The following is a 14,799-nucleotide window of genomic DNA, read 5'->3' on the forward strand; positions in this document are numbered from 1 at the left end:
CCCTCAATGTCCTCGGCGATGATGAGGAGCGGCTTCGAGGTCTGGACGACGGCTTCCAGCACCGGCAGCATCGACTGCAGCGAGGAGAGCTTCTTCTCGTGCAGAAGGATGTAGGCCTCGTCGAGCTCGGCCACCATCTTGTCGGCGTTGGTGATGAAATAGGGCGAGAGATAGCCGCGGTCGAACTGCATGCCTTCGACGACATCGAGCTCGGTCTCGGCGGTCTTGGCCTCTTCAACCGTGATCACGCCCTCATTGCCCACCTTCTGCATCGCTTCGGCGATCATGTCGCCGATGGCCTTCTCGCCGTTGGCGGAGATGGTGCCGACCTGGGCCACTTCGGAAGAGCCCTTGATCTTCTTGGCGCGCTTCTTGATGTCCTCGATGGCCACGGCTACGGCCATGTCAACGCCGCGCTTCAGGTCCATCGGGTTCATGCCGGCGGCCACGTTCTTGGCGCCTTCGCGCACGATGGCCTGGGTCAGAACCGTGGCGGTGGTGGTGCCGTCGCCGGCCAGGTCGTTGGTCTTGGAGGCGACCTCGCGCACCATCTGGGCGCCCATGTTCTCGAACTTATCCTCGAGCTCCACTTCCTTGGCGACTGTGACGCCGTCCTTGGTGGTGCGCGGTGCGCCAAAGCTCTTCTCGATCACGACGTTGCGGCCCTTGGGACCGAGCGTCACCTTCACCGCATTGGCGAGAATGTCGACGCCGCGCAGCATGCGCTCACGGGCATCAGCGGAAAAACGGACTTCTTTAGCAGCCATGTTGCTACTCCTCAGTACTTAAATTGTGAGTTGGATTGGGGTGGTTCAGGCGGCCTTCTTGGAGGCCGACTTGCCTTCGAGAACGCCCATGATGTCGCTCTCCTTCATGATCAGGTACTCGACGCCCTCGATCTTCACCTCGGTGCCCGACCACTTGCCGAACAGCACCACGTCGCCAGCCTTGACATCGATGGGGATCAGCTTGCCGGTCTCGTCGCGGCCACCGGGGCCCACGGCGATCACTTCGCCCTGCATCGGCTTCTCCTGGGCGGTCTCGGGGATGATGATGCCACCCTTGGTCTTGGTGTCCTCTCCAACGCGCTTGACCACCACGCGGTCGTGCAACGGACGGAATTTCATGGTTTAACTCCTCGGAATATTTGAACAAATTGAACTTCTGATACTGCCCGCAGGAGACCCGGGGCAGACCTGTTAGCACTCGGGAGAACCGAGTGCCAGCAGCTGGTGTGGGAGATAGGATGGAGCGCGCGGTCCGTCAAGGGGTCGCTGGAAGCGGTCACGAGAGATTTCCGAGGTCCCCGTCAGCCCCTCTGGGCCACCAGCATGTAGTTCACGTCCATGTCGCGACTGACCCGCCATTGGCGGCTGAACGGGCTGTAGGTGACCCCCAGCTGATCCTTCACGACCAGGCCAGCTTCGCCCAGCCAACTGCTCAGTTCTGCCGGGGTGATGAATTTTTCCCACTGGTGGGTGCCTTTCGGCAACCAGCCTAGAATATATTCTGCACCTATTATGGCTAGCCCGAAGGATTTCACCGTCCGGTTGAGCGTGGCGACGACCATCACTCCGCCGGGCTTCAGCATGGCGGCACAGGTGCCGGTGAAGGCCCTGGGATCGGCCACGTGCTCAATCACCTCCATATTGAGGATCACGTCGAAGCACTCGCCAGCCTGTGCCAGGTCTTCGGCGGTGCCAACCCGATAGTCGATCTCAAGGCCCATCTCGTCTCGGTGCACGCTGGCCGTCTTGATGTTGCGCTCCGAGGGATCAACTCCGGTGACTGACGCGCCCAGCCGTGCCATCGGCTCACTCAGCAGGCCACCGCCGCAGCCGATATCCAGAAGGCGCAGCCCGGCAAAGGGCTGTCGCTCAAGCGGGTCGCGGCCGAGCCGGGCGGAGACCTGTTCCTTGATGAACTGAAGCCGCACCGGGTTGAACACATGCAGCACCCCGAACTTGCCTTTGGGGTTCCACCACTCGGCGGCCATGGCCGAAAATTTCTCGACTTCGGAGGGGTCGAGCGACGGGGCAAAAGCGGTCATTCTGTCATCCAAATTTCTGCAGGGTGCATTATTGCATATGGAAAGCCTGTCATCTATGAGTACGCCGCGCCGCACCCGGGGGTTCAGCCTATAAGACTTGGCCATCAGCCGGCCCCTGTCATGGGGCCCGGGCGGCGGGGGATTATGAGAGGTTTTGGCCCATGGGCCGATTGGTTATGAAATTCGGGGGCACCTCGGTTGCGGACATTGGCCGCATCCGCAATGTTGCTCGCCATGTCGAGCGCGAAGTGAAGGCTGGCCACCATGTGGCGGTCGTGGTGTCGGCGATGTCCGGAACGACTGACCGGCTGGTGGGCTGGTGCCGTGAGGCCGCCGCCATCCACGATGCGCGCGAATACGATGCCGTGGTCGCCTCGGGCGAACAAGTCACCGCCGGGCTACTGGCGATAGTCCTGCAGGACCTTGGCATTCCTGCGCGCTCCTGGCAGGGCTGGCAGATCCCGGTCAAGACCGATGGTGTCCACGGCGCAGCCCGGATCGCCGGGATTGATGGTGATGAGATCAGAAAGCGTATGGAGCAGGGCCAGGTGGCAGTCATCGCAGGCTTCCAGGGCATTGGTCCTGACCGCCGCATCACTACGCTCGGCCGTGGCGGGTCTGACACTTCCGCGGTGGCAGTTGCCGCAGCCCTCGATGCCGCCTGCGACATCTACACGGATGTGGACGGCGTCTATACCGCTGACCCGCGCATCGTTACCGGCGCCCGCAAGCTTGATCGCATATCTTATGAGGAAATGCTCGAACAGGCCTCGCTCGGCGCTAAGGTGCTGCAGACCCGCTCGGTGGAGCTCGCCATGGTCTACCGCGTGCCGCTGCAGGTGCGCTCGAGCTTCGAGGCGCCTGACTCGCCCAGTCAGAACAAGCCCGATGGCACGGGCCCTGGAACACTCGTTTGCGATGAGGAACGTATCGTGGAACAGCATGTAGTAAGCGGCGTCGCCTATTCCCGCGATGAGGCCAAGGTGTCGGTCCGCCATGTGAAGGATCAGCCCGGCGTATCAGCCGCAATCTTTGGACCGCTCGCAGAGGCCGACATCAGTGTCGACGTGATCGTACAGAACATTTCGGCTGATGGCGCCTTTACCGACATCACCTTCACGGTGGCCCGCAAGGATCTGCGCCGCGCGCTCGAAGTGCTCAACAGTGTCAAATCCAAGGTCGGCTTCGCGGAGGTCTCACATTCCGCCGATGTGGCCAAGGTGTCGATCGTCGGTATCGGCATGCGCAGCCACGCCGGAGTTGCCGCCAAGATGTTCCGGGCACTTGCTGACAAGGGCATCAACATACAGGCCATCACCACCTCAGAGATCAAGGTATCGGTGCTGATCGACGAGGCCTACACGGAACTGGCCGTGAGGGCGCTCCATACTGCTTACGGGCTCGACGCCAAGGCAGGCTGAATTTGATGCTGACCATCAGCCATCAGGTGATGCCCGCCGGCGCGTTCAAAGCGCGCCGCGTCTCCGTGCGCGGGGACACCGGCTGATGGCAACCTCCGCCCTTGGCCCGCGTGTCCTGCTGAAAAGGCTCCGCGAGGTCATGGCGGAACCGGTCACGGCACAGAAGCGGCTCGACAAGATCGTTCAGATCATCGCCTCCAATATGGTGGCCGAGGTTTGCTCGATCTATGTAATGCGGCCTGGCAATGTCCTTGAGCTCTATGCCACCGAAGGCCTGAAGCGCGAGGCCGTTCACAAGTCCAAGCTCAAGTCCGGCGAAGGCCTCGTCGGCACCATTGCCGACCAGGCCATTGGCCTCAACCTGTCGGATGCGCAGTCTCATCCTGCATTCAAATATCTGCCGGAAACCGGCGAGGAGATTTACAACTCGTTCCTTGGCGTGCCGGTTATGCGCAGCGGCACGGTGATTGGCGTTCTTGTGGTGCAGAACCGCACCCGCCGTCACTATACGGAAGAAGAGGAAGAGGCGCTGCAGACCACCGCCATGGTGCTGGCCGAGGTCATCGCGGCGGGCGAGCTGCGCGAAGTGGCGAGCGAGGTTGCGGCAGATGTTGCCCACGTCAGGAGCCATCATCTGCGTGGCGACTCGCTCGCGGAGGGGGTTGCGCTGGGTCATGCCGTCTTGCACGAGCCGCGCGTCGTCATCCAGACGCTGATCGCCGAGAACGTCCCGAAGGAGAGGCAGCGGCTGGAGGACGCCATTGCCCAGCTGCGCGCCCATGTCGATGAATTGCTCGACGGATCAGATGCCCAGCGTGGCGCAACGGAATATTCCGACGTGCTCGAGACCATCCGCATGTTTGCCCATGACAAGGGGTGGGTACACCGGCTGCGTGAGGCGATCGATACCGGATTGACGGCCGAGGCGGCGGTTGAGCGAGTCCAGAACGACAACCGGGCGCGCATGGCGCGAACGCCAGATCCCTATCTGCGCGACCGCATGCATGATCTCGATGACCTTTCGAACCGGCTGCTGCGGATCCTGACTGGCGCGATCGCCACGGCTTCGCGCTCCGATCTTCCCAAAAATGCCATCATCGTTGCTCGCAACATGGGCCCTGCCGAACTTCTTGATTATGACCGCAGCAAGCTGCGTGGCGTGGTTCTGGAAGAAGGCGGGCGTACCAGTCATGTTGCCATCGTCGCGCGGGCACTGGGCATTCCGGCCATCGGTCAGGCCCAGGGGCTGATTGACCTCGTGGATACCGGAAGCCCGATTATCGCAGATGGAGGAACCGGCGAGATCTTTGTGCGCCCGTCGCCAGAGTTGCAGCGCTCCTATGCCGAAAAAGTGCGCTTCTACGCTCGTAAGCAGGCGCAATACGCGGCCTTGCGTGAGCAGCCTGCCGTTTGCAGATCCGGCGAGCGGATCGAACTCAATATCAACGCGGGCCTGATCGTCGACTTGCCACACCTGCATGACTCGGGGGCAGATGGAGTTGGCCTCTACCGCACGGAGCTGCATTTCATGATGGCCAGCCGCTTTCCTAGGCTGTCGCAGCAGATCCGCCACTACGAAACGATCATCGAGCAGGCGAGGGGAAAACCTGTCACCTTCAGGACGCTGGATATTGGTGCCGACAAGGTGTTGCCCTACCTGCGCCAGCCCAAGGAAGAAAATCCCGCCCTCGGCTGGCGGTCGATCCGCATGGCGCTGGACCGGCCCGCTCTTCTCCGCCTGCAGGTTCGTGCACTCATGCTGGCTGCCGGTGCCGGGCCTCTGAAGATCATGTTCCCCATGATCGCCGATGTGGAGGAGTTCAAGCGCGCGATCGAGGTCGTTGAGATCGAGAAGCAGCATTTGCTGGCCCGCGGCCATCGCCTGCCGGAACCGCTCAAGCTCGGCGCCATGATCGAGATCCCCTCTCTGCTCTGGCAGCTGGATCATCTCCTGCCGCTCGTTGATTTCGCCTCGATCGGCTCCAATGATCTTGTGCAGTTCCTGTTTGCCTCCGACCGCGGCAATCCGCGTTTGGCTGGTCGCTATGATCCGCTCAGCCCCGCAGCACTGGGAGCCATGCGGCTTATCGTCGAAAAGGCGGCCCTGCATCGCAAGCCGGTCACCCTGTGCGGCGAACTCGGCGGCCGGCCACTGGAGGCGATGGGGCTGATTGGCGTTGGTCTTACGTCGATCTCCATGGTGCCATCGGCAGTCGGACCGGTGAAGGCCATGGTACGTTCGCTCGACCAGCCGAAGCTCTGGGCGTTCATGGAACCGCTGCTGCGCAGCCCCCTCCACAGCCTGAGGCCGGAACTCCTTGAATTTGCCCAACGCAACGGCGTTGTCCTTTAGAGCAAGAACCAACTTGTTGGATACGGGGGCAGGAGGCGGCCTGGTCAGCCTGGCGTTAGCTTCCCATTCACCATTCTCCGTCATTGTGACCGGCAGGGGCCCTCAAAGGGCTTGCCAGGTAAACAGCGCCCGAGAGTGGTTCCATGCGTAACGACAGTGCCGAAATGTCCGGAGAAGCCGAAATGCACGCCATGATCCAGGATCAAGCCCTGGATCAGCTTCCCGAGGATGGCCCGGCCTACGGCGAAGGCGAGGCCGTCGAACTCGAACTGCGTGAGAAGCCCGATCCCGAGATCGACCCGCTCGGCGAGGCCGGCTGGTATCTTGAAGTTGAGCGCCTGACGCGCGGATTGAGCCTCGAGGATGCCGCCGAGCAGTGTGGCATCCATCCCTACCATCTGGAAGCCATCGAATATGGTGACTTGACCTGCCTGCCTGAGCGCCATGAGGCCCTCGACATGATTGGCGTCTACGCGCAGTCGCTTGGCTTCGATCCGGAGCCGCTCATGCAGCACTTTGCGCATTACATGCCTGCCCCGGCGCTGACGGCGGAAGCCCGTCATCCGGCCAATCCCGCTCCGCTCTCGAGCGCCAAGATTCTGTCCTTCACGCAATTTGCGAAGCTGCCAAAGATCGGTCTGCGCCGCATGCCGGGTGGAGTGGGAGGGCTGGTGGCCTCGCTGGCTGCCGTCATTCTCCTGTTCGCTGCAGCCAGCTATATTCTGATGCCATCATCAGAGTCACCCTCTGAAATCACTGCCGAGCTTTCGGCCAACAATCCTCCGCCTGCCCCGGAGTCTGCTGTCGATCCCATGGCAACTGCCTCCACTGCAACGCAGACGGCCGAGGTCGAATCCAGCGGGCAGGCGCAGCTGTCGGTCGAGCCCCAGCCAGCCACGACCGGCATTGCCGGCGAGGACGATCTCGTGGGAACCGGTCTTGACGGCATCACGGCGCTGATTGAGCAGAATGTACCCGGCACCGTCCCTGCAGCGGAAGCCGCTCCCGCGACGACGGACGTGGCCATGACCGCCGAAGGACGTCAATTTGGCGCTTCAAACGACGAAAGCCGTGTCACGCTCGTTGCCAAGGCTCCGGTCTGGGTTCGCATTGAGGACAACCAGGGCCGCGTGATCATGACCCAGATGCTGATGAAGGGCGACAGTTACCGTGTACCCAATCGCGACGGTCTGGTGCTGATCGCGCGCGACGGTGGCCTGCTGACATTCTTTGTGGATGGCAAGGAGAAGGGCGTTCTGGGAAGCCCCGGCGAGATCCTGGTTGGCCGGTCGCTCGACATCAAGTCGCTTGAAGGCTGAAGCCAAAAGGCGTGCGCGCCGTCGTCCAGAGGGTTTCGCAAGCCTCCGTCACGGTTGATGACCAGGTCACCGGCAGCATAGGTCGTGGCTTTCTCGTGCTCGTCTGCGCCATGGCCGGAGATGGCGAGCCGGATGCAGAGCGTCTGGCGCGCAAGATCGCCGCGCTGCGCATCTTCCGGGATGCTGCCGGAAAGATGAATCTGCCGTTGTCTGCTGTTGATGGGGCGGTTCTGGTGGTCAGCCAGTTCACCCTGGCAGCAACAGGCATGGACAGCGGCAACCGCCCGGGATTTTCTGCTGCTGCGGGTCCTGAACTCGGAGAGCAGCTCTACCGGACATTTTGCACCGTGCTCCGGAACCAGGGCTTGCAGGTGGAGACTGGCATGTTCGGGGCCGATATGAAGGTGGCGCTGGTGAATGACGGGCCAGTCACCATCCTGTTCGATACTGCCGCGACGGACTGAAAGGCTTCCAACAAGCCACGTGTTGTTCTAGAAGCCCGCACCATGTCTGCCATTCCGCACGAAAAACTTGACCGCATCATCCAGCGCTTTGCAACCGTTGAACATGACATGTCATCGGGCGGGGCCAGTGGCGAAGGCTTTGTCAGGCTCTCGAAGGAATATGCCGAGCTTGAGCCTGCGGCCAGGAAAGCACTCGAACTCCGCAAGACCTATGCTGAGCGCAGCGGCCTCGACGAAATGGTGAAGGCTGGTGGTGAGCTTGCTGAAATGGCGGAGGCCGAACGCCCGGTCCTTGATGCGCGGCTCGCAACCCTCGAGCAGGAGATGCGGCTGCTTCTGCTTCCCAAGGATGCAGCGGATGACCGCAATGTGATCCTCGAGGTGCGCGCCGGAACGGGGGGCGATGAGGCCGCTATCTTTGCCGGCGATCTGTTCCGCATGTATCAGCGCTATGCGGCGTCGAAGGGCTGGCGTGTGGAGGTCATCTCGGCCAGCGAGGGCGAGCATGGCGGCTTCAAGGAAATCATCGCCAACATCTATGGGATGGGGGCGTTCGCCCATCTCAAGTTCGAGTCCGGGGTTCACCGTGTCCAGCGCGTGCCCGCCACCGAGGCGCAGGGACGGATTCACACCTCGGCAGCCACGGTTGCTGTACTTCCGGAGGCTGAGGAGGTCGACGTGAAGATCGAGGAGAAGGATCTGCGCATTGACGTCTATCGCTCTTCCGGGCCTGGCGGCCAGTCGGTGAACACGACCGACTCGGCGGTACGCATCACCCACATTCCCACCGGCATTGCCGTTGCGCAGCAGACCGAAAAATCGCAGCTCAAGAACAAGAACGCCGCGATGAAGCTGCTGCGGGCGAGGCTGTATGAAATCGAGCGCCAGCGTATTGACTCTGAACGCTCCGCAACCCGCAAGGATCAGGTCGGATCGGGCGACCGCTCCGAGCGTATCCGGACATATAATTTCCCGCAGGGACGCTGCACCGATCACCGCATCAACCTCACGCTCTACAAGCTCGATCAGATCATCGAAGGGCCAGCGCTGGAGGAAATGATCCAGGCCTTGATGACCAATCATCAGGCCGAGCTGCTGGCGCAGCAGGACGATGCAGCCTGAAGACCTGAACAATCTGGTCAGCCGCGCCGCGCGTCGCCTCGCCGAGGCCGGGGTCGATACCCCCCTGCTTGACGCCCGCCTGCTGCTGCAGGCTGTTACCGGCTGGTCGCGCGAAGAGATGATCCTCGATCCGAGCCGGCCGATTGGAGATGGCCAGACCCGTCAATTCGATGCATTGATAGCCCGCCGCGTCATGCGTGAGCCGGTGGCGCGCATTCTCGGCGAACGTGAATTCTACGGCCGCAGCTTTCGCGTGACGCCCGACACACTGGACCCCCGGCCTGATACCGAAACACTTGTTGGCGCGGCTCTCCATCTCATGCCACCCCGTGCGCGACTTCTCGACCTTGGCACGGGAACCGGCGCCGTCATCATCACGCTGCTGGCGGAGCGGCCGGACGCCACCGGCCTTGGAACCGACATTTCGGCGGCCGCCCTGGCCGTCGCCACCGCCAATGCCGAGCGTCACGCGGTGGCAGACCGGCTGCAGCTGGTTCAGGGCAGCTGGTTTTCACCCGTCCGTGGCCGATTTGACACCATCCTGTCAAATCCACCCTATATCCCCAGCGCCGACATTGCGGGGTTGAGCCCGGACGTTCGGAGATTCGACCCTCTTGCCGCGCTGGACGGCGGGGCGGATGGCCTTGAGGCCTACAGGCGGATCGCTGCTGCGGCGAAGGCCCATTTGGCGCCTGAAGGACACGTTTTGGTAGAAATTGGGCTGGGACAAGGTCCGGATGTGTCGGCGGTCTTTGTCGCGGCTGGTTTCGCGGCCGCAGGTGAGCGCTCAGACCTCGGCGGCCGCCTGCGCTGCCTGATGTTTCGGGAGGAAAAAAAATAACGATTGGAAAATAAGGGTCTATGGGCTAGAAACGAGTCGGAAACGCTTTCTGCCCTTTCTATTGGTGCCGGGAACGACGTTGGTGTGGCTTGCCGGATTGGCATGGGCGCCCAGTTGCATTCAGCACAGGCGGGGATATAGCGGGAACCCTCAGGGGGTATCGCTGGCGGCGGAAGCCTTCCGACAACCAACGGGTAAAGTGTGAACGTGCTCGCAGTGTGAGCAGATTTTAGGACGGCTTGCCGCGTCACCGCTTGGGCGGTGTCGGCCTGCAGCAGTGCACAACTTCACCATTTTGAAACGGATTTTGAATGAGACCAACCCACAAGAACCGCAACCGCAACCGCCATCGCAGCGGAGGCAGTGGGGGCGGCGGCGGCGGTGGCAATCCGCTGAGCCGGGTCTATGAGAGCAACGGGCCTGACGTGAAGGTCCGTGGTACTGCGCAGACGGTTGCAGACAAATACCTCCAGCTTGGCCGCGACGCCCAGTCCTCTGGCGACATCGTCATGGCCGAGAGCTATTTTCAGCACGCCGAGCACTATCTCCGCATCGTGTTTGCGGCCCAGGCGTTCAACCAGCAGAACCAGCAGCACTATCGCCGCCCGGATGAGGACTTCGACGATGAGGACGTTGAGGACCAACCGGAGATGTCGGGTGATATGCGGCCAGCCGTGCAGCCTGGCAGTGAACCCGACGGCCTCGGCGAACAGCCCGCCATGGACGCCACCCAGGACCGCCCACCGCAGCAGGGCCGCCCACCGCGCGATTTCAACCGTGAGGGCCGTGATCAGGGGCAGGGACGGGAAGGTCGCGATCGCTTCCGCCCGCGCTGGCAGGATCGGCGCGGTGAGGTTCAGCCCTCGCAACCCCAGCAACAGCCGCGCAACGAGGATCAGCCTGCATCTGCTGCGCCCGATTCTGGTCGCTGGGAGGCTCCGTCCTTCCTGCGTCGGCCAGCTGGCCCGCCGGCCCCAGCCGAGGCTGCTCCACCGGACGAGCCTGCCCCGGATCAGCCGGCCGCCAAGCGCCGTTATGAGCGCCGTCCCCGCAAGGAAGCCGCCGAGACCTCCACGGGCGGTGACGGCGAGTGATCTGACGCGTCAGGGCTGTGGCCGGTAGGCCAGCCAATAGGCGAGGGCAACCCCGCCACCTCCACCCACCACATTGCCAAGTGTGACCGGAAGGAGATTGCCGACGAATGCGGAGAACGTGATCGGCGCACCTGCCACCCAGCCGGCGGGGATCAGATACATGTTGGCGATCGAATGCTCAAAGCCGAGCAGGACGAATGCCGTGATTGGAAAGATGCAGGCCAGCACCTTGTCGGCGACGCTGCGTGCCGCAAAGCTGAGCCAGACGGCAAGACAAACCAGCATATTGCACAGGACGCCCCGCGCGAAAGCCTCGACAGGGCCGAGGCTGGTCTTGGCCACTGCGATGCTGCGGACCGTATCTGCAAGCCCGCCTGCAAGCAGGCCTGAGAGCCACATCAGCGCAACAATGGCGAGTGCTCCAACGAGATTTCCGATGAATGCCAGACTCCAGTTGCGCAGAAGTGCCCTGCCTGCAATCTTCCGGTCCACCCAGGCCATGACGATCAGGGCATTCCCGGTGAACAGTTCAGCTCCGGCAACCACCACCAGAATGAGCCCGGTTGAGAAGAGAAGGCCGCCGAGGACACGGGCTGGCCCAAACCCGGTCGGGGTTCCAACCATTGCGGCTGTATAGGCTGCAGCTCCCAGCGCGATGAACGCCCCCGCCAACACTGCCAGCGTCAAGAGCGGTAGCACCGGCAGCGCTGCCTTGCTGACCCCGGCCTGTTCAATGCGGGCCGCGACCTCGGCAGGCTTGTAGGCGTCGAGCCCCGTCGGGTCGGTTTTCTGCGTCATGCTGCTCTCCGAGTGGGGATACGGCTGCCGGTTGATCCAACGCAAGGCAGTTGATCCTGACCTGTTTCAGTCTGCACCGGCTTGATTGAATGATCGTCCATTCCCATATGCAGACTAACGCGGCCGTCGCCTGTTGGGAATGCCTTGCGGGGGTTCTTGAGGCGGGGGATGGCACTTCAACCGTTGACGGCATGTCGGGGCTGCCCATGTGGAGGTCCGATGTGTGCCGAGGAGGAGAATAGTAATGGATTTCGACAAATATACCGAGCGTTCGCGCGGCTTTGTACAGTCTGCTCAGGCCCTTGCCCTTCGTGAAGGCCACCAGCGCTTCAGCCCCGAACACGTCTTGAAGGTTCTGCTCGACGATGAGGAGGGCCTTGCCGCTGGCCTCATCAAGGCGAGTGGCGGTGACCCGCGCCTTGCACTGCGCGAGGCGGAGGCAGCTCTGCAGAAGCTGCCCAAGGTGTCAGGCGCCGGCGCTGGCCAGATCTATCTGGCCCCCGAGATGGCGCGCGTCTTCGATACTGCCCAGAAACTCGCCGAGAAAGCCGGTGACAGCTATGTCACGGCTGAGCGGCTGTTGCAGGCGCTGGCCGTTGAGCCGTCCGAGGCCTCCAGGATCCTGAAGACTGCTGGTGCGACTGCCCAGGGCCTCAATGAATCCATCAATGCGATCCGCAAGGGCCGTACCGCCGATACGGCGTCCGCCGAGCAGGGTTATGATGCGTTGAAGAAATATGCGCGTGACCTGACCGAGGCGGCGCAGGCGGGCAAACTCGACCCAGTCATTGGCCGCGACGAGGAGATTCGTCGCACCATTCAGGTTCTGTCGCGGCGTACCAAGAACAATCCGGTTCTGATTGGCGAGCCCGGCGTCGGCAAGACTGCCATCGCCGAAGGTCTCGCCTTGCGGATCGTGAAGGGGGACGTTCCGGAAAGCCTGAAGGACAAGAAGCTGCTTGCGCTCGACATGGGTGCGCTGATTGCAGGCGCCAAGTATCGCGGTGAATTCGAGGAACGCCTCAAGGCCGTGCTGTCCGAGGTGACGGCGGCCGAGGGTGGGGTCATACTCTTCATCGACGAGATGCACACGCTGGTGGGTGCGGGCAAGACAGAAGGCGCGATGGATGCGTCCAACCTTCTCAAGCCGGCGCTGGCCCGTGGCGAGTTGCATTGCGTGGGCGCGACGACGCTGGATGAGTACCGCAAGCATGTCGAGAAGGACGCCGCACTTGCCCGGCGCTTCCAGCCGGTGTTTGTCAACGAGCCTTCGGTGGAGGATACGATCTCGATCCTGCGTGGCATCAAGGAGAAGTATGAGCTTCACCATGGCGTCAGGATTACCGACTCGGCGCTGGTTTCGGCGGCGGTTCTGTCGAACCGCTACATCACTGACCGGTTCCTGCCTGACAAGGCGATCGACCTGATGGACGAAGCCGCCTCGCGGCTGCGCATGCAGGTCGATTCAAAGCCCGAGGAGCTCGACGAGATTGATCGCCGCATCATGCAGCTGCAGATCGAGCGCGAGGCCCTGAAGAAGGAGACCGACACGGCCTCCAAGGACAGGCTTGGCAAGCTCGAAAAGGAGCTGGCAGAATTCGAGGAGAAATCAGCCGCCATGACCCGGCGCTGGCAGGCGGAGAAGGAACAGCTCGCCTCAGCCTCGAAGGTCAAGGAGGAGATGGAGAAGGCCCGTTTCGAACTCGACCAGGCGCAGCGCAAGGGCGATTTCGCAAAGGCGGGCGAGCTTGCCTATTCGACGATCCCCGCTCTTGAGAAAAAGCTCAAGGAGGCAGAGGAGAAGTCTGGCTCAAAGATGCTTGAGGAGGCGGTGACCGAGAATCACGTGGCACAGGTCGTGTCGCGCTGGACTGGCGTGCCTGTCGACAAGATGCTGGAAGGCGAGCGCGAAAAGCTGATCGCGATGGAAAAGGAGCTTGCCAAGCGTGTCATCGGTCAGCAGGAGGCGGTGATTGCCGTGTCGACCGCGGTGCGCCGCGCCAGGGCAGGACTCCAGGATCCGAACAGGCCGATCGGCTCGTTCATGTTCCTGGGTCCGACGGGTGTGGGCAAGACCGAGCTTACCAAGGCGCTGGCATCCTTCCTGTTCGACGACGAGCATGCCATGGTCAGGGTCGACATGTCCGAATACATGGAGAAGCATTCGGTGTCGCGGCTGATCGGCGCGCCTCCTGGCTATGTGGGTTACGATGAGGGTGGCGCTCTCACCGAGGCCGTGCGGCGCCGGCCTTATCAGGTTGTGCTGTTCGATGAGATCGAAAAGGCGCATCCGGATGTGTTCAACGTTCTGCTGCAGGTTCTTGATGATGGCCGCCTGACCGATGGCCAGGGCCGCACCGTGGACTTCAAGAACACATTGATCATTATGACTTCGAACCTTGGCTCGGAATATCTGGTCAGCCTCGGTGAGACCCAGGATGTGGATGTGGTGAAGGATCAGGTCATGGCGGTGGTGAAATCCCACTTCCGGCCCGAGTTCCTGAACCGGCTCGATGAGATCATTCTGTTCCACCGCCTGAAGCGCGAGAACATGGGTGCGATCGTCGACATCCAGATCAACCGGCTGCGCAAGCTTCTTGTTGACCGCAAGATCAGCATTGAAGTGTCGCCTGCGGCGCGCGACTGGTTTGCCGAGAAGGGCTATGACCCTGCCTATGGCGCACGTCCGCTGAAGCGCGTCATCCAGAAGAATCTTCAGGATCCGCTTGCTGAGGAGCTGCTTGCCGGCCGCATCAAGGATGGCGAGACGGTTGCAGTGGGTGTGAAGGCAGGGCATCTGACCTTCAATGGCGTTCCCGTGGGCGGCAAGTCCATTGATCCCAAGGTCGTGCAGCTGCATTGACGTTCTGAGGACAGAAGACCAGGGCGGCCTGAACGGCCGCCCTTTTTCATGGCTTTGGCGGCATGTCTCTGGAGAATGCGTAGATTGTGAGGCCGGCTATCAGCAGGGCGGCAAAGATCAGGTGCAGAGCCGCATAGGCCTCAACTGCCGGTACCGCCCCCAGTCGTTCCATCAGTGCGCCGCTCAGCGGCTGCAGAATGCCTGCTCCGCCGATGAACAGAACATTCAGCAGCGTGATGCCGCGGCCGAGCAGGTGATCGGGTATGAAGCTTCGGCCATGAGCCATGAGCACGCCATAGGTCATGCCGAAGCCACCGACTGCTGCCATCAGCATGATCGCTGCCGATAGCGGCAGCCCCGGTATTGACAGCGCAGCAAAGCACAGCGCGGTGACAAGGCTGCCGCCGAACACGATCCATTTTCGTGTACCCATGAGACGATCGAGTGGGCCATATGCCATCGCGCCAGCCGACA

General features: G+C 62.1%; 12 protein-coding genes and 1 pseudogene. 8 read left to right on the forward strand and 5 right to left on the reverse strand.

Translation table 11 applies throughout. From position 1 onward, the window contains the following. The 3 genes from groEL to ubiG form a co-directional block, all read right to left on the reverse strand. Window positions 1-767, reverse strand: a 767-nt coding sequence (gene groEL / locus ACILRN_RS10380) for a chaperonin GroEL (RefSeq protein ID WP_395688015.1), incomplete at its 3' end; no start/stop codon positions are given. Between the two features lie 45 nt (window positions 768-812). Beyond that, on the reverse strand, window positions 813-1,127 hold the full coding sequence (locus ACILRN_RS10385; protein ID WP_395688017.1) for a co-chaperone GroES: 315 nt from the start codon (window positions 1,125-1,127) through the stop codon (window positions 813-815). 182 nt (window positions 1,128-1,309) lie between these two features. After that, window positions 1,310-2,050 carry a bifunctional 2-polyprenyl-6-hydroxyphenol methylase/3-demethylubiquinol 3-O-methyltransferase UbiG gene (ubiG, locus tag ACILRN_RS10390; RefSeq protein ID WP_395688019.1) on the reverse strand — a complete coding sequence of 247 codons (741 nt, stop codon included), beginning with the start codon at window positions 2,048-2,050 and terminating at the stop codon, window positions 1,310-1,312. A gap of 161 nt (window positions 2,051-2,211) precedes the next feature. Here ubiG and ACILRN_RS10395 point away from each other — a divergent pair, with 161 nt between their 5' ends. The 7 genes from ACILRN_RS10395 to ACILRN_RS10425 all read left to right on the forward strand — a co-directional run bounded on the left by ACILRN_RS10395 (window position 2,212) and on the right by ACILRN_RS10425 (window position 10,664). Further along, window positions 2,212-3,471 (forward strand): aspartate kinase, encoded by a 1,260-nt coding sequence (locus tag ACILRN_RS10395; RefSeq protein WP_395688021.1) that lies wholly within the window; start codon window positions 2,212-2,214, stop codon window positions 3,469-3,471. Between the two features lie 85 nt (window positions 3,472-3,556). After that, complete coding sequence (ptsP, locus tag ACILRN_RS10400) at window positions 3,557-5,824, forward strand: phosphoenolpyruvate--protein phosphotransferase (RefSeq protein WP_395688023.1); 2,268 nt, start codon at window positions 3,557-3,559, stop codon at window positions 5,822-5,824. Window positions 5,825-5,967: 143 nt separating this feature from the next. Continuing rightward, window positions 5,968-7,143 (forward strand): helix-turn-helix domain-containing protein, encoded by a 1,176-nt coding sequence (locus tag ACILRN_RS10405; RefSeq protein WP_395688025.1) that lies wholly within the window; start codon window positions 5,968-5,970, stop codon window positions 7,141-7,143. 11 nt (window positions 7,144-7,154) lie between these two features. Next, window positions 7,155-7,607: a D-aminoacyl-tRNA deacylase gene (dtd, locus tag ACILRN_RS10410; RefSeq protein ID WP_395688027.1), complete on the forward strand. Its 453-nt coding sequence runs from the start codon at window positions 7,155-7,157 to the stop codon at window positions 7,605-7,607. 42 nt (window positions 7,608-7,649) lie between these two features. Beyond that, window positions 7,650-8,729 carry a peptide chain release factor 1 gene (gene prfA / locus ACILRN_RS10415; RefSeq protein ID WP_395688029.1) on the forward strand — a complete coding sequence of 360 codons (1,080 nt, stop codon included), beginning with the start codon at window positions 7,650-7,652 and terminating at the stop codon, window positions 8,727-8,729. Further along, window positions 8,719-9,570 (forward strand): peptide chain release factor N(5)-glutamine methyltransferase, encoded by an 852-nt coding sequence (gene prmC, locus ACILRN_RS10420; RefSeq protein WP_395688031.1) that lies wholly within the window; start codon window positions 8,719-8,721, stop codon window positions 9,568-9,570. Before prfA ends, prmC begins: the two co-directional genes overlap by 11 nt. A 311-nt stretch (window positions 9,571-9,881) precedes the next feature. Next, window positions 9,882-10,664: a DUF4167 domain-containing protein gene (locus tag ACILRN_RS10425; RefSeq protein WP_395688033.1), complete on the forward strand. Its 783-nt coding sequence runs from the start codon at window positions 9,882-9,884 to the stop codon at window positions 10,662-10,664. Between the two features lie 9 nt (window positions 10,665-10,673). Here ACILRN_RS10425 and ACILRN_RS10430 read toward each other — a convergent pair whose 3' ends face one another. Continuing rightward, a complete protein-coding gene (locus ACILRN_RS10430) occupies window positions 10,674-11,462 on the reverse strand; it encodes a formate/nitrite transporter family protein (protein ID WP_395688035.1) in 789 nt (262 codons plus the stop codon). A gap of 244 nt (window positions 11,463-11,706) precedes the next feature. Here ACILRN_RS10430 and clpB point away from each other — a divergent pair, with 244 nt between their 5' ends. Next, a complete protein-coding gene (gene clpB, locus ACILRN_RS10435) occupies window positions 11,707-14,325 on the forward strand; it encodes an ATP-dependent chaperone ClpB (protein ID WP_395688037.1) in 2,619 nt (872 codons plus the stop codon). Window positions 14,326-14,371: 46 nt separating this feature from the next. On the opposite strand, the pseudogene ACILRN_RS10440 reads toward clpB, so the two are convergent. Next, window positions 14,372-14,799, reverse strand: a pseudogene (locus ACILRN_RS10440) (MFS transporter); the annotation flags it as partial.

This window comes from Aestuariivirga sp. (assembly GCF_044238155.1).
Taxonomy (GTDB): Bacteria; Pseudomonadota; Alphaproteobacteria; order Rhizobiales; family Aestuariivirgaceae; genus Aestuariivirga.

What these genes read in the sequence shown, in the direction of transcription:
- ubiG (WP_395688019.1), bottom strand. Translation starts at nt 2,050, where the DNA reads ATGACCGCTTTTGCCCCGTCGCTCGACCCCTCCGAAGTCGAGAAATTT.
- ACILRN_RS10430 (WP_395688035.1), bottom strand. Translation starts at nt 11,462, where the DNA reads ATGACGCAGAAAACCGACCCGACGGGGCTCGACGCCTACAAGCCTGCC.
- ACILRN_RS10385 (WP_395688017.1), bottom strand. Translation starts at nt 1,127, where the DNA reads ATGAAATTCCGTCCGTTGCACGACCGCGTGGTGGTCAAGCGCGTTGGA.
- prfA (WP_395688029.1), top strand. Translation starts at nt 7,650, where the DNA reads ATGTCTGCCATTCCGCACGAAAAACTTGACCGCATCATCCAGCGCTTT.
- ACILRN_RS10395 (WP_395688021.1), top strand. Translation starts at nt 2,212, where the DNA reads ATGGGCCGATTGGTTATGAAATTCGGGGGCACCTCGGTTGCGGACATT.
- clpB (WP_395688037.1), top strand. Translation starts at nt 11,707, where the DNA reads ATGGATTTCGACAAATATACCGAGCGTTCGCGCGGCTTTGTACAGTCT.
- ACILRN_RS10405 (WP_395688025.1), top strand. Translation starts at nt 5,968, where the DNA reads ATGCGTAACGACAGTGCCGAAATGTCCGGAGAAGCCGAAATGCACGCC.
- ptsP (WP_395688023.1), top strand. Translation starts at nt 3,557, where the DNA reads ATGGCAACCTCCGCCCTTGGCCCGCGTGTCCTGCTGAAAAGGCTCCGC.
- ACILRN_RS10425 (WP_395688033.1), top strand. Translation starts at nt 9,882, where the DNA reads ATGAGACCAACCCACAAGAACCGCAACCGCAACCGCCATCGCAGCGGA.
- prmC (WP_395688031.1), top strand. Translation starts at nt 8,719, where the DNA reads ATGCAGCCTGAAGACCTGAACAATCTGGTCAGCCGCGCCGCGCGTCGC.